This is a genomic window from Paraburkholderia phytofirmans, from assembly GCF_046028095.1.
Taxonomy (GTDB): domain Bacteria; phylum Pseudomonadota; class Gammaproteobacteria; order Burkholderiales; family Burkholderiaceae; genus Paraburkholderia; species Paraburkholderia phytofirmans_A.
In genome coordinates this window covers 1-26069 of sequence record NZ_JAQQDJ010000017.1, presented here as the reverse complement: position 1 = coordinate 26069, position 26069 = coordinate 1, and the positions used below count along the sequence as shown (strand labels likewise).

Below are 26069 nucleotides of genomic sequence, written 5' to 3'. Positions count from 1 at the left end.
GTGCGATCCGGGTCCGGGTTCTGTTGTTATGATCAGTGAATCACGTGTAATTCGTAGCGGGCATCCGCGCGGTCACGGTCGGCATCTTTCGTGCACAGGAACGCGTCCCAACCGAGGCGCGCGCCCTTGCTCAATAGGCTCGGCCCGACGGCTTCGCGGCGCAGCACCAGCGACACCTCGTATTCGAGCGTGACGCCGGCCAGCAGCGTGAGCATGCGTTCGAGCGCCACCGCGCGATCGGCGCCGGGTAGAAACGCTTCGTAATCGGCCTTATCGAGCGGTCCGATCACGAGCCGCGCGCGCATGTCGCGCTGCCAGACGCGCTCGCCCGCCAACGCGGTCGCGCCGAGCGTCGCGTTGACGCTGCCGAGCAAGGTCAATTGATCGCGCGGCACGTCGTACCATTTGCCGACGAACTGCTCGACGCGCACGCGCACCTTGAAGTACTCCGAGAGCGTGCGTTGCAAATACGCCGCCGATACCGGCCGATGCCGCGCGGCCAGTGCGTAGCCGGCAATCGCCTCGTCGAATAGCGCGCCCTCGCCGCTTTGCAGGCTGTTGCGCGTGTCGTCGTCGGCGACGCCGGCGAGCGCGAGCAGAAGCGGCAGGTAGCGCTCGTCGCGATCCAGTTCGTAATGAAACGGCAGACGGTATTTCTTCCACGCCGCGTAGAACAACGCCGTTGCACGATTCGAAAACACATCGAAGAACTCGCGCGCGGCGCGATCGCGCTTGATCTGTTCACGCGCGATGATCTGCTCGGTGTAGTGCAGCGGCAATGCGCCCTGCCCGCCGAGCAAGCCGAAAAAGGCCGGCGTGATATCCACTTTGTCGAGCGAACCGCCTTCGAGCGCTGCCGTGCGTTGCGACTTTTCTTTCAGCGCCGCGCCTGCGTTGTCATAAGACTGCGCGCCGTGAATCTCGCTTGGCGGGAACGACATCGACAGCGAATTGCGAAAAGCAATCCGCTGCGCGACGATTTCGCCGGGACGTCCGGGGTGAGATGGCGATTGCTGCGCGAACCACTTCTCGAGAATCCGCACCGCCTGAAAAAATTCGAAGCGATGCGGCTCGTCGAGAAGCTGCTCGACTACGCCAGGATCGATTCGCCGCTGCGCGGTTTGCATCGCAGGATCTCCTCGCCAGTGCGCTTCGACACGACGACCAGTTGCACAAAGCTGTTCAGATGCACGTACAGCCCAAAAAACGTATCGATCACGCGCACGAACGACGCGAGACTCGTGCCGACGAAATGTTCTTCGTCGATCGTCAAACGAATTTCGATACCGCGCACGAAAGTCGCGAACGGTTTGCCCGGCAGCCATTGCACGGCTGCGTGCTGTTCGATGCCGACCAGTCCGTCGATATGCCGCGCGGACACCGCCGTGCGCCGCAAGTCGTACAGCACGAGCATTTCCTTGAGCGCCGACAGGCCGCTATTGGCAAGCGACACATGATTCAACGCCAGATGGGAAATCAATCGCCAATGCGAGGCGCGGCCGCGTTCGAAACGCACGCTTGGCGTAGGCCGGCGCAGCATCGAGATGCTGCCGGTCAGCGAGCCGCCTTCGAGAAACAGATCGCCCCCTTCGAGTCCCACCGCGAGACCGGCCGGCAAATCGCGATTGGTACAGGTGAGATCGAGACTCAAGGTATCGGTTTGCGGCGCGGCCGGTTCGAAGTCGATATCGACGATCGAGATTTCAGTTTCGTAGCCGGGGCTTTTCTGTGCAACCCAGTCGTTGCGTCGCGCAAACCAGTAGTGCCCCGCGCGCGCCGCTTCGCCATGATGCAATGAATAGAACGGCCGGAACTCGATCACCGATTCTTCATGCGCCTGTTGCCTGACGAGTTTCACCGAATCGATCGAATAGACTTCGTAGGCGAACGCGCGGCGCGCTTCGGCGATCACCGGATACGAAATCGCCTGATGGCTGATACGGATCGGCTCGCCGTGCTGTTCGAACAGATTCACCACCGGCGTGCAGAACAGGCGGAAATGATGCGCGGCCAATGAATCCAGCAGACGCGCCATGTGCGAATCGCTGCGCACCTCCTTGAGCACGACATGCAGCGTCAAACGCTGGCAGCGGCCGCTCGCGCGTGTCATCGCCGCCAGATCGAAGTCGGCGAAATTGAATTTCTCGGGGAACGCGAAGTATTCGGTCAGCAACCGGTAGGCCGGATGCGATTTGGCCGGATAGTCGATCAGCGCGTCGTCTTCGTCGAAACCGGCTTGCACGAGCGGCGACTCACGCAGTTGTTTCCACACGCCGCGCCGGTCGGCTTCCACGTAAGTGGCCATACCGTTGACGAACAGACAGTCCGCCAGCGCCGCGATAAACGACTGTTCGCCGTGCAAATGCGTGCGCAGCTTGCCGACTTTCAGCGCCGAGAGATCGAGTTGCGCCGCAGTCGATTCGAAGGTGATCGATATGATCGCGGTGGCATTGCCCGGCAGCACGGTCGCACTCGGCGCCATCGCCACCGACGTGTACTTCGCCTCGGAAATACGGATCGGCGCCAGTGTCACATCGTACGCGGTACGGAAACGGCATTGCACGCCGCGAATGGGCCGCGATTTGAGTTCCGTGCCGCGCTCGACAAGAACCGGTTCGGTCAGATGACTCAGCGCGGCGGAGGTGCCCAACTGCGCGATCGAGCACGACGGGAACGGCCGCAGGTAGTGCGGATAGAGCACTTCGAGCAGCGCTTCGGTGAATTCGGGGTAATCGTCGTCAAGTTTCTTGTTGATGCGCGCGCCGAGCAGCGCGAAGGATTCGATCATCCGCTCGACGTGCGGGTCCTCGCAGTGCTCGCCGGACATGGCCAGACGCGCCGCGATCTTCGGATAGCGCTCGGCGAAGTCGCGCGAATAGCGCCGCAGAAATGACAACTCGCGCTCGTAATACGGCAGCAATTCTTCCATCGATCTATCCCCGGACCTGAAACTTCTCCGCCTGGTTCATCGCCACCGTTGCGCGTAACGGCTGCGGTAAAGCGGTACTCAACACCACTGCTCAACAACACCCACCAAAAATCGCAAACTACAATTTCGCGCGTGCGCGCGTCACTGAATACTGCAACGTGGACGGCTGCAACATCGCATCGAAACTCACCGGTTCTTCCGCCGGATGCACCACCAGCAGCGCCTGAATCGCGAAGTTCAGCGCATTGGTGGATTGTTCGTTCAATTCGAGCGTGACCGCCACTTGCTGCAAGCGCGGCTCGTGCCGTGCAATGGCCTGTTGAATCGATTTGCAGATGAACGTGCGGTCGTAATGGCTCGCGAGGCTCAAACCCGCGAAATCGTTCAGGCCGTACGTGAGCACCGAGCGCTGACATTCCGGCAGCGCCGCCAGCTCGTGCTCGGTCAGCGCGATACGCGTATTCAGGATCGCCTCGACGTCGCGCGCGACGGTGCTCTTCAATTCCTCCAACGACAATTGCCGCATCGCCGGAGATGCCGGCAGATGCGGTTCGTCGTCGAACAGCTTGTCGAGAAAGCTGGGTTCGAAGCGTTTCATCAGCGTCCGAAGAAGCGGATCGATGCGAGGCGTACCCGGCGCGCGGCAACTCTTTCGAGCCGCGCACGCCGCGCGCGCCCGTGCATCAGACCGCGTACGTCTTGTCGTTCTTCGTCAGGCTCCACGCGCCTTGCGCGTTGCCGCCCTGGTTGCCGCCGATCTTCTGCTGCGTGTACTTCCACTGCACGGCAGCGTACTTCAGCGAGAACTGTTCGGTCGGCAGGCCTTCGCCCACCACGCTCGGCGTCACGCTAGAAATGATCACGTACTTGAGCTTCACTTCCAGGTACTTGATGCGATTGCCTTCGCCGTCCGAGCGCATGAAGTCGATGGTGACTTCGTCGAACGTCGTGCCGCCCGACGCATGTTGATAGATCAACGGGCTGACCACGTCGATGTCTTTCGTGAACTGCATGTCGGCATGTTCGCAGCGCTCGGAGGTGTGACCACCTGCCGTCGAGGCGGTTGCCGAACGCGGTTGCGTGATCGCGTGACTCCACGAATCGATTTCGATCCAACCAGCGTGATCCTTATCGGCAGACTCGCCTTTGATCGCCGGATTGCCGAATTTTAAATAGATATCCTTCATAACTCATCGACTCCCCAAAGAGGTGGTTTCAACAGCTAACCCGGGCGGCCAGCCCAGGTCAGCTGACTTGCTTTGCTTTATGAATTGGCCGGTTTCGGCAGGTCAGCGACAAGCCGCAAAGAGATCGACAGCTCGTCCAGTTGAAAGTGCGGACGCAGGAATGCGACCGAACGATACGCACCAGGCTTGCCCGGAATCTCCGAGACCTGAATCGATGCCTCGCGCAGCGGGAACTGCGCCTTCTGCTCCTGAGTCGCGTTGTCGTCCAGCAGCACGTACTGCGAGATCCAACGGTTCAGGAATACTTCGACGTTCTGTGCCGATGCAAAGCTGCCGATCTTGTCGCGCATCATCGCCTTCAGATAATGCGCGACGCGCGATACCGAGAAGATGTACTGCAATTGCGCGGACAGGACCGCGTTGGCATTCGCGCTGTCGGTGCTGTATTTCTTGGGTTTCTGCACCGATTGCGCGGCGAAGAACGCGGCGTAGTCCGAATTCTTGCAATGCACGAGCGGAATGAAACCAAGGTCGCTCAGTTCTTTTTCGCGGCGATCGGTGATCGCAATTTCAGTCGGGCATTTCAGCGCGACTTCGCCGTCGTCGGTCTTGAAGGTGTGGGTGGGCAGGTCTTCCACCAGACCGCCGCCTTCCACGCCGCGAATCGCCGCGCACCAGCCGAAGTCGTCGAATGCGGCCGTCAGGCGTGCGGCGAACGCCCACGCCGCGTTACACCACAGGTATTTGCTGTGATCCGTGCCGTCCACGTCTTCGACGAAGTTGAAACCCTCCGCCGTGGCCCCGTCTTTCGGATTGAACGGCAGGCGGCCGAGAAAACGCGGCAGCGTGAGACCGACGTAGCGCGAATCTTCGGCATCGCGGAACGACTTCCACTTCGCGTATTCGACCGTGTCGAACACCTTGCCGAGATCACGCGGCTTGCCGAGGTCGGCAAAGGTATCGAGGCCCATCAATTCGGGCGACGCCGACGCGATGAACGGCGCATGCGCGGCCGCGGCAACGTGCGACATCTGTTCGATGAAGTACATGTCTTCCGGCTGGCGCGTCACTTCGAAGTCGCCGACGATCGCGCCGAACGGCGAGCCGCCGAAGGTGCCGAATTCTTCTTCGTAGATCTTCTTGAAGAGCGCGCTCTGATCGAATTCGATCGCGGTCTTGAAGTCGCGCACCAGGTCGCGCTTGGGCGCATGCAGCGCCTTGATCTTGACCGTTGCGCCGGTATTGCTTTCCTTGCACAGATAGTCCAGACCGCGCCATGTGCTTTCCATGCGCTGGAATTGCGGCGCGTGCATCACCGCGCTCAACTGCGCGGAGATCAGGCGGTCGAGTTCGGCGACGCGTGCGTCGATCGTGGCCGACAGGTTGTCGGACACCACCACCGTGCCGTCGAGCACCTGATGCACGAGTTCGCCGATCAGGTCTTTCGCGCGCGCGTGCTCGGAATCGGATTTCGCCACGCGGCTTTTCTCGACGATTTCGTCGAGCAGCGTGGATTCCGTACCGCTTTGCGCGGTCGCGAGTTGGGCTGCTGCCGTTTGCTGATTCATCTCACACCCCGTGCTTATTCGCCCTGCTTGTCGTGGTCCGGCGCGCCGCCGTGCTGGTCCGCCGCGTTGCTCTGGTCTTTCGCCAGAGTTTGCAACTGCTGCGTGTTGTTGAGCACTTCGCTCAGCAGGTCTTCGAGTTTGTCGTTGCCGGCCAGCTTGTTGCGCAGATCGGCGAGCTTCGAACGGGCTTCGAGCAGGCGCCGCAGCGGTTCGATTTGCGCGACCACTTCGTCCGGATTGAAATCGGCCATGGACTTGAAGCGCAGGTCGACCGCGAATTTGCCGCCGGCTTCGCTCAGGCGGTTTTCCACCTGAAACGCGGCGCGCGGCTCGATCGCCTTCATCACGTCGTCGAAATTGTCGCGGTCGATATTGACGAACTTGCGATCGCGCAGCTTCGGCTGCTCGACTTCGGACTGCCCCGCCAGATCGGCCACCACGCCGACCACGAACGGCAACTCCTTCACCTCGATCGCATCGCCGCGCTCGACCTCATAGGTCAATTGAACGCGGGGCGGCCGCACTTTTTGCAAGCGTTTCTGAATGCTTTCTTTCTTCGCCATCGTCGGCTCCCGGTGCTGATGGATCAGGCGTGTGGATCAGCGCAGCGCGCTGAACGGATCGGACGCGCCGCCGCTTTGCGCGGCTTTGGCGGGTGCCGCAGGCGCTGCCGGCGCAGCGGGAGCTGGCGGCGTGGCCGCGGGCGCCGCGGCGCTGGTCGTAGCGTCCGGCGTATCCGCTGCGGGCTTGCCCTTGGCGACGTGACGAACCACGCGCTTCTTCTTCACCGCCTGCTTGTCGCTCGGGTCGGGCGGGAACAGCGTAGCTTCGCCGAGCGTGTCGCGCAGCTGCTTGGCGAGCGCTTGCGCGTCCGACTTCGCATCGCCCGCGAGCGACGCGTCCTGCCGCAATTCGCCGAGCGATTGCGTGGCGACGCGCAAGCCGGCCACCGCCAGCACGCTCTTGGCCTGACGATCGGTCTGGTCGCGTTGCAGCGCTTCTTGCGCGGCAACGATTGCCTGGCCGTAATGACCTTGTGTGAACTGGATCTGCGCAATACGCGACCACGGTTCTTCGCGCGTCGGATCGGATTTGGAAAGCTGCTGATAAAGCGCGATAGCGCGATCCTGATCACCGCCCTTTGCGACGGTATCGGCATCCGCGAGTTGCTTATTAAAAGCCTCCGGTGTGGTCGCCACGTTGTTGCCCTGTGTTGCGCAACCGGCCATCACGCCGCATGCCAACACAACCCCAGATAGTTTTACTAACAGACGCTCATTCATCGTTTTTCACCGACGTGCGAATTTTTTAATTCAAGGAGAAACCGGAGTTTTGCTTTGCTTCAAGTGCGCGGGTATAGTACAGGCCAATTTTCGATAATTCAACTTTCGTGTGAAGAAGGATTGCACAAAAAAAATGCATGTGGATCATTTAAACGAAGCATGCAGAAATTGTTTCCTGCTGCAATAGCAGTAATGGGGATACCGGAAAAAATTTCCACTCGCCAGCCGCAGCCCCGCAACAGCGGTAGTTACATGCCGTTTGCATAAAGCGGCATTACGCGGCATAGCGTGGCTAAAAATTTGCCGGATTGATTTCGTTATTGATGTTTTGACGGGGGACGGCGCCGAGCCGGTCGATGTATATGAATTCGCGTGTTATTCGCTATGCATCGCTATTGATTGCCAATGCTGCCGTCTGCGCGCTTCTGGGCGGCTGCGCGGCCGGCGTGACGGTGCTCGGAGCCGCTGCCAACGCGGCTTTGCAGGCAAGCGGGCTCGGCAAGCCGGACCTGCCGGATGCCCAGAAACCGCCGCGCAATGTCGGCCTCACGTTATATGCCGCACCGAATCTGAATGCCGCGAATGACAAACGCCCATTGGCGCTGGTAGTGCGGCTTTACGTGCTGAAAGACCCGACTTCATTCCAGCAGGCGCCATTCGACGCATTTACCGATCCGGCAAAGGAAAAGACCACACTGGGCGGCGATTTGCTGGGCGTGCGTGAAGTTACCCTGATCCCGGGCCAGCGCTACGTTGTTACCGAAAAAGTCTCGCGTGAAGCGCAGGCATTCGGTATCGTCGCGCTATTCCGTGATCCGGCTATGCAGCGCTGGAAATTCGCCTTCGACCCGGCGAAGTCGGAGAAATCCGGCATAATGATCGGCCTGCATAACTGTGCAATGACGGTGACCAATGGCACTGTGATCCCGCCAGACCAGGGATTGCCCGCGCAAGCGCTGAATATGCTTTCTTCGGTAAGCTGCAGATAAAGATGCCGGTCAAATGCGATTTAACATTTTTTAAACAATTAACAATGCGGCGCTCGAATCGGTTATCTCCGGGTGCGCCACACGCTGAACGCATATAACAGGTTTGAGATGAGTTATTCCGCAAAAGTGCTCTGGGGGGAAGGCCTGTTTCTGAGGCCGCAGCATTTTCAGCGTCAGGACGCTTATCATGAGGCACGCCTGTTCGAATCGATCCAGGCGATCCAGCCGTATAACTGGGGCGTGCGCTCGGCGCGCTTCGACCGCGACGCGCTCGGCAGCAATGTGCTGCGCGTGAGCGAACTCTCACTGGTGTTTCCCGACGGCGCACTCTACTCCGCGCCGCAGGCCGACGACCTGCCGCCGCCCATCGCGCTGGATACGCTGCCCGACGGCATTAATGAATTCACGTTTTATCTCGCGCTGCATCCGCTGCGCGAAACCGGTGCGAACTATGCGCAGGACAGCAACGCCGGTTTCGTGTCGCGTTACGTGAGCGAGCAAACGCCGGTGGCCGATCATTTCACTGACGCCGCCGAAGCCGACATCACCTTCCTGAAGACCAGCGTCAAGCTGATCGCGCATAGCGAGCCGCGCGATCAACTGCTCTCGGTGCCGCTCGTGCGTGTACGCCGCACCGCTACGAGCGGTTTCGAAATCGACGACACGTTCGTGCCGCCCTGCCTCGCTATCGACGCCTCGCCGATCCTGCATCAGCGCCTGCGTCAACTGATCGACGCATTGCAGGCCAAGGTCAACGCGTTATACGGTTTTCACCGCGAGCCGACCAAGAACATCATCGAGTTCCGTTCCGGCGACATCGCGTCGTTCTGGCTGCTGCATACCGCGAGCGCGGCATTCGCTTCGCTCGCGCATCTGTACCAGCATTCGGCGCTGCATCCGGAACGTCTGTTTCAGGAATTGTTGCGCCTCGCCGGTCAGTTGATGACGTTTTCGAAGGGCTACGCGCTCTCCGATCTGCCGGCGTATCGCCACGACGATCCGGGCCCCGGCTTCGCGCGTCTCGACACGATCCTGCGCGATCTGCTCGAAACCGTGATCTCCACGCGCTACTTCGCGATCGCGCTGGAGGAAGTGCGTCCGTCGTTCCATGCGGGCCGGCTCGACTCGGGCAAGATCGACGACAAAACCATGTTCTACATCGCGGTGTCGGCGGACATGCCGACCGCCGAGCTCGTGGAAGCCGTGCCCGCGCGCTTCAAGGTCGGCGCGCCGGACGACGTCGACAAGCTGGTGCTCTCGGCCATGCCGGGCGTGCGGCTCGTCTATACGCCGCAAGTGCCGCCCGCCATTCCGGTACGTCCGGGTGCGTGCTACTTCTCGTTCGAATCGCGCGGCGCGCTGTATGACCGTATGTTGCAGGCTCAATCGGCAATGATCTACGCGCCGTCGGGCATCAACGATCTTCAACTCGAACTGATCGCCGTCACATCATGAGCTACGCGCCATCCCTTTTTGGCGGCAGCAGCACGCCTACCGCCACGCCCGCCCCGATCACCGAGCCGAGCTATCAGGTTCGTTCGCTGCTCGACCTGCTGTACGACGGTTTCTTCATGCTGTTCCTGTTGAAGAACGGCCGCGAACCCGGCGACGCGCAGGAGTTCAGCCAGCGCATCCAGCAGTTCCTCGGCGACTTCGAACGCGGGGCGAAGAAGCTCAATGCGTCGGCGGACGATGTCTATGCGTCGAAGTTTGCGTTCTGCGCGGCCATCGACGAATCGGTGCTGTCGTCCACCTTCAGGATCCGCACGGAATGGGAGCGCCGGCCGCTGCAACTCGTGCTGTTCGGCGAGCAACTGGCGGGAGAGAAGTTTTTCCAGTATCTCGAGGAATGCCGCGCACAAGGCGCAGCGCGTTTGCAATCGCTCGAGGTGTTTCACATGTGCCTGCTGCTCGGCTTCCAGGGCAAGTATCTGCTCGAAGGGCCGGAGAAGCTCGCGTATCTGACCGCGCGCATCGGTGATGAAATCGCGCATATGAAAGGCAAGCGCGCGCCGTTCGCGCCGCATTGGCCGCTGCCCGATCAGGTCGCGCACCGTCTGAAGCGCGAGGTGCCGTTGTGGTCGATCGGCGCGGTGTTCGCACTGGTGGGATTGCTGGCTTATCTCGGCCTGAATACGTATCTGCGCGATCAGACGTTGCGCTCGCTCGCGCCGTATTCGCAGGTGGTCAAACTCGGGCCGCAATCGGCTACGTTGACGATTTCGTTGCCCTGAGCGTACGTCGACAAATAATTGAAAATGGCCCGCATTTGCGGGCCATTTCCGTTTGGCACTGGTGAAGCAAAGCTTATTGCGACTCTTCCGCCCACACTGCATTTTCGCGCGCCATGAGCGCCGTCGACGCAGCCGGTCCAAACGTGCCCGCCGTATAACCGCGCGGCTTTTCACCCGACTTGCCCCAGCCTTCCAGAATCGGTTCGGCCCATGCCCATGCCGCTTCGAGTTCGTCGCGCCGCATGAAGTGCGTGAGGCGTCCGCGAATCACGTCGATCAGCAAGCGCTCATACGCTTCCGCGCGACGCTCGGTGAAGGCCTGCTGCAAATCCAGATTCAGATTCACCGGCAGCATATGCATGCCGCTGCCCGGCTCTTTCGCGAGCACCTGCAACTGGATCGATTCTTCCGGCTGCAACTGGATCACCAGACGATTGCCGTAATTGCGCCCGCCCTTCGGAAAGATCGAGAACGGCAGTTCGGCGAATTCGATCACGATCTCCGACACCTTCTTCTGCATCCGCTTGCCGGTGCGCAAGAAAAACGGCACGTGGGCCCAGCGCCAGTTGTTGATATGCGCGCGCAATGCGACGAAGGTTTCGGCGCGGCTGCCGGCCGGCACGTTTTCTTCTTCCTGATACCCCTTCACGGCCTCGCCGTCCACGGCGCCCGCCGTGTATTGCCCGCGCACGGTATCGCGCGCGATGTCCTCGGGCGTCATGGGCCGCAGCGAACGCAGCACCTTGAGCTTTTCGTCGCGGACCGCATCCGGGTCGAGCGACACCGGCGGCTCCATTGCGACGATGCACAGCAATTGCAGCAAGTGGTTCTGCACCATGTCGCGCAGTGCGCCGGTCTTATCGTAGAAGCCCGCACGCGTGCCCACGCCGACCGTTTCCGCCACCGTGATCTGCACGCTCTTGATATACGGCGCCTGCCACAGCGGACCGAAAATCGGATTGCCGAAGCGCAGCACCATCAGGTTCTGCACGGTTTCCTTGCCGAGGTAGTGGTCGATCCGGTAGATCTGCGCTTCGCTGAAATGCTTGCCGACCGCCGTGTTGATTTCCTGCGCGGAGGCCAGATCGTGACCCAGCGGCTTTTCGAGCACGACGCGCGAGTTGGCGTCGATCAAGCCCGCGGCGGCAAGGTTGTCGCAGATGTTCGTGAACAGATCCGGCGACGTCGCGAGATAGAACACGCGGCGCACGCCTTCGCGCGACACTTCTTTCAGGCGCTGATAATCTTCGACTGAGTCGACGTCCATGCGCACGTATTCGAACAGCGCGAGAAATTTGTCCCAGGCGCCGGCATCGAACGCTTTCTTTTCAATGAAGGGCTTCGCCTTCAGCTCCATGAATTCGTTGATGTACTCCTCACGCGACCAGGGCTTGCGGCCGATCGTGAGAATGCGGGTGTTCGGCGGCAGATTGCAGTGCAGATGCGCCATGTAGAGCGCGGGCAGCAGCTTGCGAAACGACAGATCGCCGGTACCGCCGAAGATGATCATGTCGAGCGGCAGGTCGGGAGTGGCAGAAGCGTGTTGGGTCGTCATAGCGCGGTCGCAGCGTCGTGAGGGATAAGGCGTCGGTGAGGGGCAGAAAAAAGCGGGCAGAAAAAAAGCAGCAGCGCGGTGCCGGCGGACCGGCACTTTTTCTGGCAAACGCCTATGGTGCAACGTTTTGAGATTGTTTGCACGGCAACATGCGCCTCAGGTTCGCGCAATATGCCAACCTGAGGTGCTAAAGGCCTGTTTTCAGGACCTTTTTCGGCGTTGGCGGGCGCGTGCCACTCTGCTGCAAAGCACGCTCCGCAGACCACGCACGCGGCTTTCTCACGTGCCGTTTTTTGCCAAACCTTCAAGCTCCTGACAACGCCTCGCGCGCCACGCGGCACGCCGCCAGATCCCATGCCGCGCAGCCGACGCTTTTAAATACGATCGGTTTTTTTTGCGGCGATAGCGCTGCATTGTCGAGCACCGAAGCGATGCCGCCGACCTGAGCCCAGTCCACGCCCGCCTGAATGAAGTCGCCGGCTTCATGGCGCGCGCCGGCTTCGTCGTCGACGAAAAGCGCGCTTTCGCCGAGGGTGCGTGCGCCGATCTCGACCATGGCGGGCGTGAATGCGCCGACGCCGATCACGAGGCGCTCCGCGCGCGCCGCTTCGTCGTAGACCGGCTGTCTGCTCGTGGTCAGCGCGATCACGACATCGACCGAGTCGGGGATCGTGGCGCCGGTCTGAGTCAGCGGTCGCAGATCATGCGCCTTGTCCTGATGCGCGGCGCAAAACGCCTCGGCGCGCGCGGGCGCGCTGCCCTTCACCCACACACGTGCGTCGGGAAACAGTTCGCCGATCGCCTCCAGATGGTTGAGCGCCTGCGTGCCGGTGCCGATCAGCAGGAATTCGCGCGGCGTTGCTGCAGCAAAGGTGTCGACGCCGAGCATCGAGATTGCCGCCGTGCGGCGTCCCGTAACGGTCGGGCCGTCGAGGATGAAGAGCGTCTCGCCGGTGTCGGCGTCGAACGCCATCACTTTGCCGTGGATGGTCGGCAGGCCGCGTGCCCGATTGGCCGGGCATACGTTGACCAGCTTGTGGATCGCGAGATCGGGCGCGGTGGCCGGCATCGACAGCATGATGCCGTCTTCGTTGAGCGGCACGACGAGCCGCTCGGGACTCGCAATACGCCGCTGTGCGTAGTCGATCGTCGCGCGCTTGAGCGCATCGACGAGCGCGGCGTAGGGAATCAGCCGCGTGGTCGCGGCGGCGTCGAAAGTCTGCGTGGTCGGGTGGGTCATGGGCAGGTTGTTCCAGTCTCTGGCAGAAGTTTGAGTTCGAATCGGCTAGCAGGCGGCGGGCGTTTCATTCGGCTGGCGCGACGACTGGATCAGCATCAGCAGATCGCCCGCCTCGATCGGACACGGCTCGTCTTCGTAAAAGGACAGCACGCGCCCCGCCCGCACGAGACCCACCACCACCGCGCCCGGCAGCGCATTGCTCCAGCGGCCAACTTCCTGCGCCGTCGCCCGGCGTTCGACCAGGTTGACGCGGCCGCGTGCCGACAACAGATCGTTCACGAAGGGCACGATGTATTCACTGTCGACCGCGTCGGCGAGCAGCAAGCCGCCGATCTTGGTCGACGAGACGATCACGTTCGCCCCGGCCTGGCGCAACTGTCGCTGATAGGTCTGCTCCTGAATCCGCACGACGATCTTGGTCTGCGGCGCGACGCTGCGCACGGTCAGCGTGAGCAGAATGGCGGTGGCATCGTCGGTGACTGCGATGATGACCGCGCGGGCGATCTGCACCTGCGCCTGCTGCAACAGATCCTCGCGCGACGGGTCGCCGAGCAGGCCGGCGACGCCCAGCGCCGTGGCCGCTTCGAGCGCCGCCTGCTGCGGATCGATCACGACGATCGATGCCGCGGTGAAACCGCTTTCCAGCAACTCGCGCACCGCAACCGAACCGCTCAATCCATAGCCGCAAATCACGACGTGATCGCGCAACTGCTTTTGCAGGCGTTTCATGCGGAATTCCTCGATGACGCGTTGAATGACGAACTGATAGGCGGTGCCGAGAAACACGAACCAGATGACGATGCGGATCGGCACGATGAAAAAGGCGTCGATAAGGCGCGCGCGGGCGGTCACCGGCACGATATCGCCGTAACCGACGGTGGCTACCGTCACCATGGTGAAGTACATCAGATCGACGATGCCGAGAACTTTGCGGTTGGCATCGCGCAAACCGTCCCGGTCGAGATAGAGCACGGCGAAGGCGAGCACGCACAGGCCGACCACCAGATAGACGCGATGCAGCAGCATGCGCTGCGGCGACGCCGCCGGCCGCGTGAACAGCGTGCGGGCGCGCGGCGCCTGCCAGGGCGTGCGGGCACGACGCGGCAAACGGAAGCGCGGCAGACGTGGCTCCGGCTTGGGTGAATCAGGCACGCGGCGGCTCCGGCAGTCGATGACAAGCGATTCTACGACGCCGGGAGCGCCGCGGGGCCGGATCGCGAACGCGTGACGATAAGCCGCGACGTAAATGGCGGTTCAAAGGCGGCTTAACACGGCGCGGTTGAAGTTGGTTGCGGCACAGCTGGCTCAGCCGCGTGCAAGCTCGCACGTTGAAGCCGGGCTAAGCGCAAAGCCGTACATGGCGCCTGGCCAAACCCAAAATCAGCCGCGCCGCCGTCACTGCGACGTATTCTTCTCGCCGCCCTTCTTACCGCCCTTGAACATCGCGCGGCACGCCGGGCTCAGTTCATCGACGTGCTGCTTCATGCAGGCGGTGATCTTGTCTTCGTTGGGAATGTCGGCGGCGCAAAAATGCATGGCGTCGCCGCGGCAGGCCTTGGTCTGTTCGTCACGGCTGGCAGCGTCCGCGGTGGCAGCGGAGCCGAGAGCAATCAGGCTGGCGGCAAGCAGGGCGTAGGTTCGTTTCATCATGGTTCCGGGATCGCAGATGTCGGTACTGGCGATACAGCAGAAACCGGGCCCGATCAACGCGCTCACCGGGCGAACCCCAAAAACGCCGCGCCGCGGCTAGCGCGCGATCCGGCTGAGCGTCATGCCGCGTCCCGCGTAGAAACGCGTCATGGTGTCGAACGGCAGATACACGTCCGCCTGATGCGGCGCGATACCCGACGGATTGTGAAACCAGACGCCATCGCGGCCGCGTCCGTGCAGCAGGATCAGATGACCGCCCTGGCGCTGATTGGGCCGGTCGGGATAACGGATCTCGGGGCTCACGGAGACGATTGCCAGCGTCTCGGCGTTCAGGCGCGCGGCGATATCTTCGAGCGGCGCCTGCGGCAGCACGTCGACCTGTACGCCGAACGCGCCGGCCACCCAATCGGCAAACGGCCGGTAGATCAAACCGTCGACGCCGCCATCCTCGCGCATGCGGTACACGCCATGCCGCAACGCTTCGTCGAGCAGCGCGGCGCGCGGCGCGTGGTCGATGCGCCAATAGTCGAGCGCCGACTCGAGGCATGTCAGGCCGCACAGGCGCTTGGCCCAGAAGCGGTAACGCTCGGGGTCGCAAAAGCCGCTGCGCTGCCAGCCGGGATCGTCGCATGGGTCGCCTTGCTGCTCGACGATCCGGCCGACCCACTCGGGACTGCCCCATTGCGTGTAGTACGGCACGCCGGCGTGGCGCAGAAACGGTTCGTTCATTGGCGGTGTTGGGGTTGGTTGAGAGGCGCGGTTTTTACAGCATGCTGCGAGGCCGCTGCATCGTGCCGTCGAAGAAACGCTGCAAACGGAACGCCGACAGATCGAGCGACGGCTGGCCGCCGTCGTTCATTTCCGCGAGCAGTTTGCCGACGATCGGCCCCATCGCGAAACCGTGGCCGCAAAAACCGGTGGCGATGGTCAAGCCGCTGACCTGCGGCGGCGCGTCGATCACCGGAATGCCGTCGGGCAGCACGTCGATCAGGCCGGCCCACGATTCGACCACCTGCGCATCTTTCAACGCCGGGAACAAGGCGCGCAGTTTTTTCAACGCACGCGGCGCGTGGCCCACGTTCGGCTGCGGATGCGGGTCACGCGGATGCAGCACTCGCTCGTGTTTCGGCACGCCGCCCGGCAAACGCTCGCGCAGATCACGCAGGCTCGCGCCGTTCAGATGGAAGCTGAACTTCTCGCGCTGCGCCCACAACTCCGGCAAGAACCACTTGAGCGCGCGGAAATGGCCGAGCGTCATGTCGACGTCCACCTGCATGTCGTCGGCGAGATTGATCGCGCCGTTCGCGCGCTGCCGCACGCCGAGGCCGTGGCCCCAGAACGTCGACGCGGTGATGCGCGGCAGCGGATTGGTGCGCATGCAGGTGCCGCGCACCGCCTGCTGCGGCAGTTCGAGCCCGAGCGTTTTGAGCAGACGCCAGCTGCTGGCGCCCGCTGCGCAGATAAAGCGCGAAGTGCGCACCGTGCCGCGCTCGGTGACCACGCCGGCAATCGCGCCGCCCGCGCGTTCGACGCCGATCACGCCGCAGCCTTCGAAGAACAGCGCGCCGGCTTCCCTCGCCCGCGCCGCAAAGGCGGCCGCGGCGCGGCGCGGTTCCGCCTGGCCGTCGCTCGGCGTGTAGAGGCCGCCGAGCGCGGGGGCGTGCATGCCGGTCACGACCGTGTCGATCTGCTTGCGATCGAGCGTGCGCGTGTCGAGGCCGTGCTGACGCGCGACGTCCATCCATTGCCGGAACGAGGCCCAGTCCTCCTCGCCGGTCGCGACATAGAGACAGCCGCCCTGACGCCATTCGAGATCGAAATTCAGCTCGCTCTCGAGTTTTTTCCACAGCGGGATGCCGGCCATCATCAGCGGCACTTCGGCGGATTCACGGCCCTGCTGGCGCACGAATCCCCATGCCCGCGACGACTGCTGCCCGGCGATCCGCGATTTGTCGAGCACCACCACCGAGAGGCCGCGGCGCGCCAGATAGTAGGCGGCCGCGCAGCCCATGATGCCGGCGCCGGCGATCACCACATCGGCATGTTTCGGGAACGCCTGATCGGCGGAAGTGAGGTTCGCGTGCAGCGGGTAAGTCGTGGTCATCGGACAGGCAGGTTTTAAGTGTGGGCGTAATCTTCGCAGGCGGCCCGGTTGTCCGCAATGCCCGTTTGGCTGACGACCGGCGATGCAGGCGCGCAGAAGCGCGTGCGCAGCGGTGCTCGCTCCCATTCACGCCGTTTATTCGCCACACAGATATCTGCATTTTATTCGCCAAACAGATATTCGTAAAATATGCGTTACACGAATATTTGACAGATATTCGTGTAACGCATAAAGTGCATTTATTCGTCTCGCGGATAATCTGCCATGCTTCACCTCATTGCCACGCCGGACCAGATAGCCCAGCTGCTTGCCGCCAGCCGGCGGCAAGCGGGGCTCACCCAGGCCGAGGCCGCCGCGCGGATCGGCGTGAGTCAGAGCCGTATTTCGGCATTCGAAACCGACGCCGCCGCCCTCACCCTCGCACAATTGCTGGCCTTGTGCGGCGTCTACGGTCTGCAGTTGCAACTGCGCGACAAGAGCCAGACGCTGCCCGGCCCCACACCGTTGATCGAGTGGTAAGCATGGGTCGCCAAACTCACTCGCGCGCACTATCGGTATGGGCCAATGGCGAGCGGGTCGGCGTCTGGCGCCTGCCCGCTCGCGGGCCCACGGAGTTCGCCTACGATCCCGCGTGGGTTGCCTCGCCGGCGGGACGGCCGCTGTCGCTGTCGCTGCCGTTCACGCCGGGCAATCTGGCGCAAAAAGGCCCACGCGTTCTCAACTATTTCGACAATCTGCTGCCCGACAGCGAGGCGATCAGAAAGCGTATCGCCCAACGCTACCAGACCGAGACGCTCGATGCGTTCGATCTGCTGCAAGCCATCGGCCGCGATTGCGTGGGCGCCGTCCAGCTGCTCGCCGAAGACGACGTGCCGCAAGGCGTCGAGCGGATCGACGGCACGCCGCTCACGGACAGCGAAATCGAGGCCATGCTGGCGCGCACGGTCAGCAACCCCGCGCTCGGCGCGCCCGACGAGACCGACGATTTCCGCATCTCGCTCGCCGGCGCGCAGGAAAAAACCGCGCTGCTGTGGCACGACGGCAAGTGGCAACGGCCGCACGGCGCCACGCCCACCACGCACATTTTCAAGCTGCCGCTCGGCCTTGTCGGCAACAAGCTCGCCGACCTCAGCACCTCGGTCGAAAACGAGTGGCTCTGTCTGCGGATTCTGCACGCCTACGGCCTGCCGGTCGCCAACACGGAGATCATGACGTTCGGCAAACAGCGGGTGTTGAGTGTCGAGCGCTTCGACCGGCAAATGCATTCGAGCGGGCAATGGCTGCTGCGTCTGCCGCAGGAAGACTTCTGCCAGGTGTACGGCGTGCCGTCGCATCGCAAATACGAAAACGAAGGCGGCCCTGGCGTGCTCGACCTCGCGCGAATTCTGCAGCAATCGGTCGAGGCGCGGCAGGACATCGAGACGCTGCTGGCGAGCCAGATTCTGTTCTGGATGCTGGCCGCGCCGGACGGCCACGCCAAGAACTTCAGCATCCGCCTGCTGGCCGGCGGCCACTACCGACTCACGCCGCTTTACGACGTGATGTCGATCTGGCCGGTGGAAGGCAGCGGCCCAAACCAGTGGTCATGGTTCAAGGCGCGGCTCGCCATGGGCATGTGGTCGCGCAGCAAGCACGACGCGTTTCGCGACGTGCAGCGGCGCCACTTCAACACCATGGCGCTGAAGTGCTCGTACGGCGCGGACGCGGAACCGCTGATCCAGCGGTTGATCGAACAGACGCCCGGCGTGATCGAGCGGGTCTCCGCGGAATTGCCCGAACGTTTTCCGGCCAAGGTCGCCGAACGGATTTTCAAAGGCCTGAAAAACTCGGCGGCGAAGCTCGGCACGATGTCTGCTGGCTAGATGTTTCAGGCGGCTGGCATCGCGTGACATATTTCTCTTCAGATACGGCGAGGTTTCATCGGTAAAATACATTGATGCTTAATGCATAAAAAGATCGCCAAACCGGTCCGTTTCGACTCTTGCATTGACGGGCCGGACGGCGGTCGTACAAAACCACAGACTGCGATACTTTTTACGGTACATTTGCTGTCCCCTGCGTCGCCGCGTCCCCTGCGCATTGCATGTGCATGGCCGCGCCGCGCCTGTCCGTATCGCACTCCCCAGTACCCTTTAAGACGGCGGATTCTCACGCAGTATGGCCAACGAAACACACTCACCCGACTCCATCGCAGTCGCCGAGCGCGTGCGCGAGTTGATGAGCCGGCACGGAATCGGCAAACGCCAGCAGACCACGGAACTGTGCCGCATCCTCGATCTGAGTTTTTCCCAGGGACATCGCAAGTTGCGCGGCAACAGCCCGTGGACGCTCTCGCAAATCAAGAAGGTCGCCGAGGTGTTCGGCGAACCGGCCGCCCAGCTATTCGGCGCGCAATCGCTCGATCCGGGCATGGTCGGCGCGATCGCCCAGGAAGCCGTGTTCAGCATCGGCGCGATCGAACTGGCCTGCACGGCCTGGGTCGGCGCCGCGCTCGAGGCGGGCAGCCGCCCCGAATTCGTCGCGTACTCCAGGCTCGGTCAATGGCGCGTGGCGCGCCACGACGGCACGCTTTACCAGAGCGCGTACGAGGTTCACAAGATCGAGATCTATCCGCGCCGCGCCGAAACCGACAAGCCGACCATCGCGGTGGTCGACGACGATCAGGCGAGCGCCGACAACCTGCGCGACTATCTGGAGCGCAGCGGCTTCGCGGCGGTGGCGATCTACGGACTCGCCGCCTTTGCCGATCAACTGCAAACCCAGGTGTTCGACGGCGTCGTGATCGACTGGCTGTTCGGCGCGCAGACCTCGGCGGCTGCGATTCGAGCGGTGCGCGCCTCGGAAAATCCGGACGCGCCGATCTTCGTGCTGACCGGCGAATTGCTGACCGGCAAGGCCAGCGAATCGGAGATCAGTCAGGTGATCCGAAATTACGACGTCGCGTGCTATGAAAAGCCCGCGCGCATGGCGATCCTGGTCGCCGATCTGTCCAAGCGGCTGAACCGGCCTTAAGCGGATCCACCCGCCGATCCACCCGCGCCGGCAAACGGCTGAAGGCGTGTGCTCAGGTTGATGCCCACCTTCGCCCGGCCGCCCACGCTTCGCCTCACACCGTATGCCGCGAAGCCAACGCCCGCTGCAACGCGCTGCGGAGCTCCTCGTAATGTACCGGCTTTAATAACGCGTCGAAGAACGGCTGCGAGCCGCCTTCCCCTTCTCCCGCCCCTCCGGCTACTGCCTCCTCCGGCGCATACGCGCTGACCACGATCACCGGCACGCCTGCCGACGGTCCGCCCCGCGCGGCAAAGTCCGCGAGAAACGTATAGCCGTCGCGCTCGGGCATATGCAGATCGAGCAACACCACGTCGCAGCGGCGCGTGTCGAGCCAGGCGAGCGCATCGTCGGCATTGGCGACGGCGTGCGCGTCGAAATTCATGTGCGCGATCATTTCGCTGAGCGACTCGCGGATCAGGCGGTTGTCGTCGACGATCAGCACGCACGGACGCGCGCCGCCTGGCTCGGCTCGCGCCGCCACATCCTGCGGCTGCGCGGCGGCGACCGGCGTGACCGGAATCGTCACCGTGAAGCTGGTGCCCTCGCCGACTTTGCTCGCCACCTCGACGGTGCCGCCGAACAGCTTGACCAGCCCCTGCACGATGGTCAGCCCCATGCCCGCGCCCTCGAAGCGGCGCGTGCGCGACGCGTCCAGCTGGGTGAACTCCTGGAAGATGAGCGGAATCTGCGCCTGCGGCACGCCCGGCCCCGTATCGCTGACGACGAAGACCAGCAGCGCCGGCCGCTGCCGCAACTGCACGCGCACGATGCCGGCTTCGGTGTAGCGGATCGCGTTGGTGACGAGGTTGTTGACGATCTGGCGAATGCGGTGCGGATCGGAATCGACGAGACCGCTCATGCCGCCCGCCTCGCTCTCCAGTTGCAAACCGCGCGCGGCGGCCGCCATCGCGTGTTCGTCGACGATCGACGCCAGCAGTTCGCGCGGCTCGAAATGCTCGTGACGCAACTCGAGCTTGCCGGCGCCGAGGCGCGCGTAGTCGGTCAGATCCTTCATCTGCGCTTCCAGATGCCGGCCCGCGGTTTCGAGCCGCTGGATCACCTTGCGATCCGCCTCGGAGTGATAGTTGAAGCCCAGCAATTCGATCGACGACACGATCGCATGCAACGGCGTGCGCAGCTCGTGGCTGATCATGCCGAGAAACGCGTCCTTGGCGTGACTCGCTTCGCGCGCGGCGCGGCTCGCCTGGTGCTCGGCTTCGAGCGCCGCGTGCTGCTGATGCATCAGGCGCGTGCGGCGCCGGCCGTTCAACACGAGCAACAGCGTCGCCGCCGCCGAGAGCAACAGCAGCAACAGGCCGCCGGCGAACAGCATGCGGCGCTTGTTGATGAAGTCGCGGTTCATCGCCTCGCGATCGGCGACATCGGCAAAGCGGCGGCTCAGCGCGAGATCGTTGACCTCGTTCCAGTGCTGGCGCAGTTGCGCGACGATCCGGTTGGCCTGGCTGCGGTCTTTGGGCAGCGCGTCAACTTCAGGTTCGATGCCGCCCAGTAATTGATCGAGCGAATGGATTTCGTCCAGTTGCCTTTGCAGTAGCGAGAGCTGCGTGGTCAGCCGGCGCGTGGAACCCGCCATCACGTGCAGCTTGGATTGCAGCAACTGATAACGCAGCATCAGCCGCTGATAGTCGTCGTCGACGCCCGACTGATACAGCAGCAGCTGATTCTCGAAGCGCGCATAGGCGATTTGCAGTTGCGCGGCGTCCCAGTAGAACCCGTCGTACGAGCCGGTCAACTGCTCGGTGGCGCGCGGGTTGAGCAGATTCGCGTACAACAGATAGCCGATCGCGCCGACCGGCGCCGCGAGCGCGGTCAGCCAGATCAGCACGTAGAACGCGCGGCGCCACGGATGGCGCATTATTTGACGATGAGTGCCTTGATCTGCCATACGAATTTCGAATCGCCCGAGGCGCCCGTGAGTTCATCCGGGAACGCATCGCGCGGATAGATAAGGAACAGCGGGCCGAAGTCGCTGATCTTCAGACGCCTGCCGTTCATGCTGTATGCAACCACCACGCCGTAGCGATCGCAGTCCGACACCGGAATGGTGTAGGTATAGTCGTCGAGCGTATGGATCTCGACCTGGCTGCCACTGGCGCCGACTGTCTTCAGAATATCCGCTAGCAACGGTCCTGTGAAGGTGGAACGCGGCGTCCACGTGGTCGAGGTCGTGATCGAATGGACCGGCAGCGCGAGCAGTTGAGCTTCGGTGAAGTGGTAAGTCTTGTGCGCGGCGTCGGTAGTCTTGCCGATCTTGCCTTGCACGTCGAGCGATAAAGGCGCCGGCGCCGGCTGGGCCTGCACGCTCCAGGCGGCCAGCGCGAGCACGAGGCCCGCGGCCCAGCGAGCGCCCGAAACGGCGCGTTGTCGGTCATTCACCCAGGCGGTCGACTTGGTCATGTGCTTTTTTATTCCGTTATCTATTTTTCTTGCGGGCGGCTTGATAGTCGCCGGCCTGGTCTGTGCCGGCCCGCCGCCCGTTGGCCCTTGTTTCTTGTTCCCTGCAGCGGCCGCAGTGTAGCGTCGCGCATCGGGTTACCGCGTGTCACCCCGACGCGCGATCTTTGAACCGCATGCATAATATCGCCAAAATTCTTTGTCTCAAAAACGGGGGCTCGCGGCCGCGCGCGCCGCTTGCCGCTCCCGCGTCAGAGACGCTCGCCCCACACGCGCCACGCGACGCCCTACGAGTCATGAACAAGCCGGTTTTGCCCCTGACGTACGAACAACTCGACCACTGGATCGAATCGCTGCAGCCTGCGTTGCTGGCGGAGCGCTTCGCCATGGCGATCGGCATTCTGCGCGGCGGCGCGCCGCTCGCGCTGATGGTCTCGCACGCCGTCGGCACGCCGGTAGCCTTTCTGCGCTACGACCGCCTGACGCGCACAGTCGCATGGGATTCGACGCTGCCCATCCCGCCCGCGGGATCGACCGTGCTGCTGTGCGAGGACATCGCCGGGCGCGGTTTTACGCTGACCGATTGCATTGCGTTTCTTCAGCAGCAGGGCCTCGTGGTCAGGACGCTGACCGGCGCCGTCGACGAGTTGAGCCGCACGCAACCCGACTATGCAATCGACGCGCGCGGCTACTTCGCGTTGTTTCCGTGGGAGCGCCAGGCGTACACCGAGCGTTATCGCGACGACTGGGCGCGCGTCGAATCAGGCGCCGCATCCGCGATGGCCGACGATCACGAATACGCCACCTACGCGATCGACCTCGACGGCATTCTGCTGCCCGACGTGCCGCTCGCGCGTTACGACGAAGATCTCGCCGCCGCGCTCGCCGAACGCGATGCGCTGCTGCCGTTCGAGGAACTGCCGGATATCGACTTGCAGCAGGTTCGCACGATCATCACCGGCCGGCCGGAGCTGGATCGCGCGCGCACCGAAACGTGGCTCAAGCGGCACGGCTTCGGCCATCTGCAACTGGTGATGCGCACGCCCGACACGCACGATGAAAGTCCCGCCGGCAGCGCCGCGCACAAAGCCGCGGCCGCATTGCGCGGCGGCGTCACGCATTTCATCGAGAGCGATCCGGTGCAGGCGCTGCTGATCGCGCAGCAAGCGCCGCTCTTGCGGGTGATCTGGTGGGATGCGCACACGCAAACCGGCATGCTGGTCGGCGCGCGTGCGTGGACATGACCCGAGCGTCCGCGCGCTAGACCTCTTTCGCTTCCTTTGCTTCGCGGCTCTCCTTGCCGTCGCGCAAACGCAGATGCTGCGCGGCGCGCTGCGACGCGACGACGATCAGCTTCATCGTCGCGCGCGTGGCGCCGACAAACAGCTTGCGCGCGATGCGTTCGTCGAAAGTCTCGAAGTCGATCTCCGTAAAAATCACGCACGGCGCCGCCTGCCCCTTGAAGCGGTAGATCGACTCGAACAGCACGTCGCCTTCGCGGTACTCCGGGTTGCCGAACAGATCGTACTTGCCGGTGAAACTGCGCAGCCGATGCGGCCCGAGGTGATCCAGTGCGGTCATCGCCGAGCCTTCGCGGCCGCGAAACGACAGCACCACGATGTCCTGCTTGCGAAAGCCGAGCGAGAGCGCCTGCGTGATCGCACGCTTGGTGGCCTCGATGCTGCCTTCGGCGGCATTCGCTTCGTCGTAGACCGAGAGCGAAATGTCGGAGCCGTCGAACGGACTGCCCGACGCGAGCGCGGCGGCGAGCGGAACCGAAGCGCCGACCACGTCGCGCACATAATCGAGAATGTCGCGCGGACTGCGATAGTTGGTGGTTTCCTTCAGCGTGGTCCAGCCCGGTAGCGCGACGGGTTCACGCATATACAGATTCTGCAGCGGATCTTCGAGCCACCACCACGCGGCACCGGGGCGCAACAAACGCTCGAGTGCCGCCACCCACGGCTGCTGGAAATCCTGCCCTTCGTCGACGATCAGCGCGTCGAATTGCCAGCGCGGATCGATCGGCGTGTCGGCGAACGTGGTTTCGAGCTGATCGAATACATCGCCCGCCTGGAAATCCGGTGCGCGGCCCGCGTCGCGCGCGATCCAGTCGCAGAGCTGGTGATAGTTGGCCACCTTCGCTTCGGGCGGCGCGACTCGCGCGATGTGATCCGCCAGCGGCCGGTTGAAGCACACGTATAGCGGCGTCTGGCCGCGCGCCACCGCGTCCTTCATGACCTGCACCGCGAGTTGCGTCTTGCCCGAGCCGGCCGTGCCAATCACGCGCAGCCGGAACGGCGCGAATTCGAGCCGCCGCGCCCAGGTCGCGAGACCGCCCGCGAGACGCGTGACGAGCGTGCCCGCCTGGCCGACCAGCGCGCTGGCGTCGGGGCTGAGCGCCAGTTCGTCGGCGAGAAAGTGATGGATTTTCGGCGCACAGGCTAGACGTGGCTCATCGGCAGGCAAGGCTTCGCGGATGATCGCCGCGAGCCGGTCTTTACGCGTTGCATCGACGATCCGCGCGGGGTTCACTCCGGCGATCGCCGCGTCCTTGACGATGTGGTCCGGGCAATACAGCAATTCCTCGACGAAATACGTGCCCGCGCCGAACGCGGCGGTAAAACGCCGATGCAGACTTTCGATGGTGTGCGCGAGCGCGATCGCCACGTTGCGCTCGGTTTGCAGATAGACCTTGACGAGCCCTTTGGGTGTTTCGCGCAGAAAGCCGGTTTTCTGTTCGACGATCATCACGCGTCCGGCCGGGCTGACGATCACGAAGTCGGCTTCGCCGAACACCGAAAAGTTCTGGTTCAGGCGCGTCCAGTGCACGCCGTGATAGACGGTGTAGCCATCGGGCAGCGTCTCTTCCAGCAACGCCAGCGTTTCGCGTTCGCGGGCCGCCGCGCCGGTTGCGGCGAGGCTCTTCCAGTCGTCGGGAACAATGCGGGCCATGCGTGCCTCGTCGGATTCGGGTGGGCTCATTGTACGCAACGCGCATGCATACCCGAATGCCTGCGGGGGCGTCGTTTTCCGACGGGCCTGCCGCCATGTTTCAGGCGGCCGGTTGCGGCGCTGCGGCGCGCAAGAACGCGCTCATCGTGTATCGTTACTGGCTGAACGCCGCGCGAAGGGCGCGGCTTGCCAACGTAAAAATAAGGATTTACCGGATGATTACGATCTGGGGACGCGCCAATTCGGTCAACGTCCAGAAAGTGTTGTGGTGCTGCGATGAGCTGGTGCTGCCGTATGACCGGATCGACGCCGGCCTGCAATTCGGCCGCAACAACGAACCCGCCTATCTCGCGATGAACCCGACCGGCAAGATCCCGACGCTGGTCGACGACGACTTCGTGCTGTGGGAATCGAACTCGATCCTGCGCTATCTGGTCATGCAATACGGCGAAGCCAGCCTGCTGTATCCGGCGCAGCCGAAAGCGCGTGCGAGCATCGATCGCTGGCTGGACTGGTCGTTGTCCACGCTGCAACCCGCCGAGCGTCCGGTGTTCTGGGCGCTGGTGCGCACGCCCGCCGCCGGGCGCGACGCCGCCAAACTCGCCACCGACTTCGACGCCGTCACCACGCTGTGGCGCATGCTGGACACGCATCTGCAAGGGCGCTTCTTCCTCGAAGGCGAGAAGTTTACGCTTGCGGATATCGTGATCGGCGCGTACGCCAAACGCTGGTTCGGGCTCGACGGCGTGGCGCGTCCGCCGCTGCCGAATCTGGAACGCTGGTATTCGCGTATTGCGACGCGTACGGGTTTCAAGAAGTACGTCGATTTCCCACTGACCTGAGTCATCGAGCGGCGGGGGGGCCGGGGTGCCGCCCCCCCCCCCCCAGGGGGGGGAACCCGCGCCA

Annotated in this window: 24 protein-coding genes; 8 read left to right on the top strand and 16 right to left on the bottom strand. The window is 63.2% G+C overall.

Annotated features, from left to right (window positions below):
• Window positions 1-32: 32 nt before the first annotated feature.
• The 7 genes from tssG to PQR54_RS33805 form a co-directional block, all read right to left on the bottom strand.
• Window positions 33-1127, bottom strand: coding sequence for a type VI secretion system baseplate subunit TssG (gene tssG / locus PQR54_RS33835; RefSeq protein ID WP_408253294.1), 1095 nt, complete (start codon window positions 1125-1127; stop codon window positions 33-35).
• Window positions 1091-2929, bottom strand: a complete 1839-nt coding sequence (tssF, locus tag PQR54_RS33830) for a type VI secretion system baseplate subunit TssF (RefSeq protein ID WP_408253292.1) — start codon at window positions 2927-2929, stop codon at window positions 1091-1093. Before tssF ends, tssG begins: the two co-directional genes overlap by 37 nt.
• Before the next feature lie 118 nt (window positions 2930-3047).
• Window positions 3048-3527 (bottom strand): type VI secretion system baseplate subunit TssE, encoded by a 480-nt coding sequence (tssE, locus tag PQR54_RS33825; RefSeq protein WP_408234528.1) that lies wholly within the window; start codon window positions 3525-3527, stop codon window positions 3048-3050.
• An 85-nt stretch (window positions 3528-3612) separates the two neighbouring features.
• Window positions 3613-4116: an Hcp family type VI secretion system effector gene (locus tag PQR54_RS33820; protein WP_012426791.1), complete on the bottom strand. Its 504-nt coding sequence runs from the start codon at window positions 4114-4116 to the stop codon at window positions 3613-3615.
• Window positions 4117-4193: 77 nt separating this feature from the next.
• Window positions 4194-5684 carry a type VI secretion system contractile sheath large subunit gene (gene tssC, locus PQR54_RS33815; RefSeq protein WP_408253288.1) on the bottom strand — a complete coding sequence of 497 codons (1491 nt, stop codon included), beginning with the start codon at window positions 5682-5684 and terminating at the stop codon, window positions 4194-4196.
• 14 nt (window positions 5685-5698) lie between these two features.
• The gene (tssB, locus tag PQR54_RS33810) at window positions 5699-6247 is read right to left on the bottom strand and encodes a type VI secretion system contractile sheath small subunit (RefSeq protein WP_106280696.1); all 549 of its coding nucleotides are present in this window, start codon (window positions 6245-6247) and stop codon (window positions 5699-5701) included.
• Window positions 6248-6283: 36 nt separating this feature from the next.
• Window positions 6284-6967, bottom strand: coding sequence for a tetratricopeptide repeat protein (locus PQR54_RS33805; RefSeq protein ID WP_408253285.1), 684 nt, complete (start codon window positions 6965-6967; stop codon window positions 6284-6286).
• A gap of 362 nt (window positions 6968-7329) precedes the next feature.
• Between PQR54_RS33805 and tssJ the strand changes: the two genes are divergently transcribed.
• The 3 genes from tssJ to icmH all read left to right on the top strand — a co-directional run bounded on the left by tssJ (window position 7330) and on the right by icmH (window position 10190).
• Complete coding sequence (gene tssJ / locus PQR54_RS33800) at window positions 7330-7956, top strand: type VI secretion system lipoprotein TssJ (protein WP_408253542.1); 627 nt, start codon at window positions 7330-7332, stop codon at window positions 7954-7956.
• Window positions 7957-8064: 108 nt separating this feature from the next.
• On the top strand, window positions 8065-9411 hold the full coding sequence (gene tssK / locus PQR54_RS33795) for a type VI secretion system baseplate subunit TssK (protein ID WP_106311647.1): 1347 nt from the start codon (window positions 8065-8067) through the stop codon (window positions 9409-9411).
• Window positions 9408-10190, top strand: coding sequence for a type IVB secretion system protein IcmH/DotU (gene icmH / locus PQR54_RS33790; protein WP_408253282.1), 783 nt, complete (start codon window positions 9408-9410; stop codon window positions 10188-10190). The genes tssK and icmH overlap by 4 nt, the downstream gene beginning before the upstream one ends.
• Before the next feature lie 73 nt (window positions 10191-10263).
• Here the strand turns inward: icmH and zwf are convergent, their stop codons facing one another.
• The 6 genes from zwf to PQR54_RS33760 all read right to left on the bottom strand — a co-directional run bounded on the left by zwf (window position 10264) and on the right by PQR54_RS33760 (window position 16739).
• The gene (gene zwf, locus PQR54_RS33785; RefSeq protein WP_408253280.1) at window positions 10264-11745 is read right to left on the bottom strand and encodes a glucose-6-phosphate dehydrogenase; all 1482 of its coding nucleotides are present in this window, start codon (window positions 11743-11745) and stop codon (window positions 10264-10266) included.
• A 304-nt stretch (window positions 11746-12049) separates the two neighbouring features.
• Complete coding sequence (lhpI, locus tag PQR54_RS33780; protein WP_408253277.1) at window positions 12050-12985, bottom strand: bifunctional Delta(1)-pyrroline-2-carboxylate/Delta(1)-piperideine-2-carboxylate reductase; 936 nt, start codon at window positions 12983-12985, stop codon at window positions 12050-12052.
• 45 nt (window positions 12986-13030) lie between these two features.
• Window positions 13031-14137 (bottom strand): potassium channel family protein, encoded by a 1107-nt coding sequence (locus tag PQR54_RS33775; protein WP_408253275.1) that lies wholly within the window; start codon window positions 14135-14137, stop codon window positions 13031-13033.
• Window positions 14138-14380: 243 nt separating this feature from the next.
• Window positions 14381-14632 carry a hypothetical protein gene (locus PQR54_RS33770; protein ID WP_408253539.1) on the bottom strand — a complete coding sequence of 84 codons (252 nt, stop codon included), beginning with the start codon at window positions 14630-14632 and terminating at the stop codon, window positions 14381-14383.
• 99 nt (window positions 14633-14731) lie between these two features.
• On the bottom strand, window positions 14732-15364 hold the full coding sequence (locus PQR54_RS33765; RefSeq protein ID WP_408253272.1) for a cysteine peptidase family C39 domain-containing protein: 633 nt from the start codon (window positions 15362-15364) through the stop codon (window positions 14732-14734).
• 34 nt (window positions 15365-15398) lie between these two features.
• Window positions 15399-16739 carry an NAD(P)/FAD-dependent oxidoreductase gene (locus PQR54_RS33760; RefSeq protein ID WP_408253269.1) on the bottom strand — a complete coding sequence of 447 codons (1341 nt, stop codon included), beginning with the start codon at window positions 16737-16739 and terminating at the stop codon, window positions 15399-15401.
• Between the two features lie 264 nt (window positions 16740-17003).
• On the opposite strand from PQR54_RS33760, the gene PQR54_RS33755 reads away from it, so the two are divergent.
• From PQR54_RS33755 to PQR54_RS33745, 3 genes are all read left to right on the top strand, one after another.
• Window positions 17004-17258 carry a helix-turn-helix domain-containing protein gene (locus PQR54_RS33755; RefSeq protein ID WP_408253266.1) on the top strand — a complete coding sequence of 85 codons (255 nt, stop codon included), beginning with the start codon at window positions 17004-17006 and terminating at the stop codon, window positions 17256-17258.
• A 2-nt stretch (window positions 17259-17260) separates the two neighbouring features.
• A complete protein-coding gene (locus tag PQR54_RS33750; protein ID WP_408253263.1) occupies window positions 17261-18601 on the top strand; it encodes a type II toxin-antitoxin system HipA family toxin in 1341 nt (446 codons plus the stop codon).
• A 295-nt stretch (window positions 18602-18896) separates the two neighbouring features.
• The gene (locus PQR54_RS33745; RefSeq protein ID WP_012426776.1) at window positions 18897-19751 is read left to right on the top strand and encodes a helix-turn-helix domain-containing protein; all 855 of its coding nucleotides are present in this window, start codon (window positions 18897-18899) and stop codon (window positions 19749-19751) included.
• 94 nt (window positions 19752-19845) lie between these two features.
• Here the strand turns inward: PQR54_RS33745 and PQR54_RS33740 are convergent, their stop codons facing one another.
• Together PQR54_RS33740 and PQR54_RS33735 are read right to left on the bottom strand one after the other, a co-directional pair.
• The gene (locus PQR54_RS33740) at window positions 19846-21699 is read right to left on the bottom strand and encodes an ATP-binding protein (RefSeq protein ID WP_408253260.1); all 1854 of its coding nucleotides are present in this window, start codon (window positions 21697-21699) and stop codon (window positions 19846-19848) included.
• A complete protein-coding gene (locus tag PQR54_RS33735) occupies window positions 21669-22211 on the bottom strand; it encodes a putative pterin-binding protein (RefSeq protein WP_408253257.1) in 543 nt (180 codons plus the stop codon). The genes PQR54_RS33740 and PQR54_RS33735 overlap by 31 nt, the downstream gene beginning before the upstream one ends.
• A 293-nt stretch (window positions 22212-22504) precedes the next feature.
• Here PQR54_RS33735 and PQR54_RS33730 point away from each other — a divergent pair, with 293 nt between their 5' ends.
• A complete protein-coding gene (locus PQR54_RS33730; RefSeq protein WP_408253254.1) occupies window positions 22505-23452 on the top strand; it encodes a phosphoribosyltransferase in 948 nt (315 codons plus the stop codon).
• A gap of 16 nt (window positions 23453-23468) precedes the next feature.
• Here PQR54_RS33730 and PQR54_RS33725 read toward each other — a convergent pair whose 3' ends face one another.
• The gene (locus PQR54_RS33725) at window positions 23469-25163 is read right to left on the bottom strand and encodes an ATP-binding domain-containing protein (RefSeq protein ID WP_408253251.1); all 1695 of its coding nucleotides are present in this window, start codon (window positions 25161-25163) and stop codon (window positions 23469-23471) included.
• A gap of 215 nt (window positions 25164-25378) precedes the next feature.
• Between PQR54_RS33725 and PQR54_RS33720 the strand changes: the two genes are divergently transcribed.
• Window positions 25379-26005, top strand: a complete 627-nt coding sequence (locus tag PQR54_RS33720) for a glutathione S-transferase family protein (protein WP_408253536.1) — start codon at window positions 25379-25381, stop codon at window positions 26003-26005.
• Window positions 26006-26069: the final 64 nt, after the last annotated feature.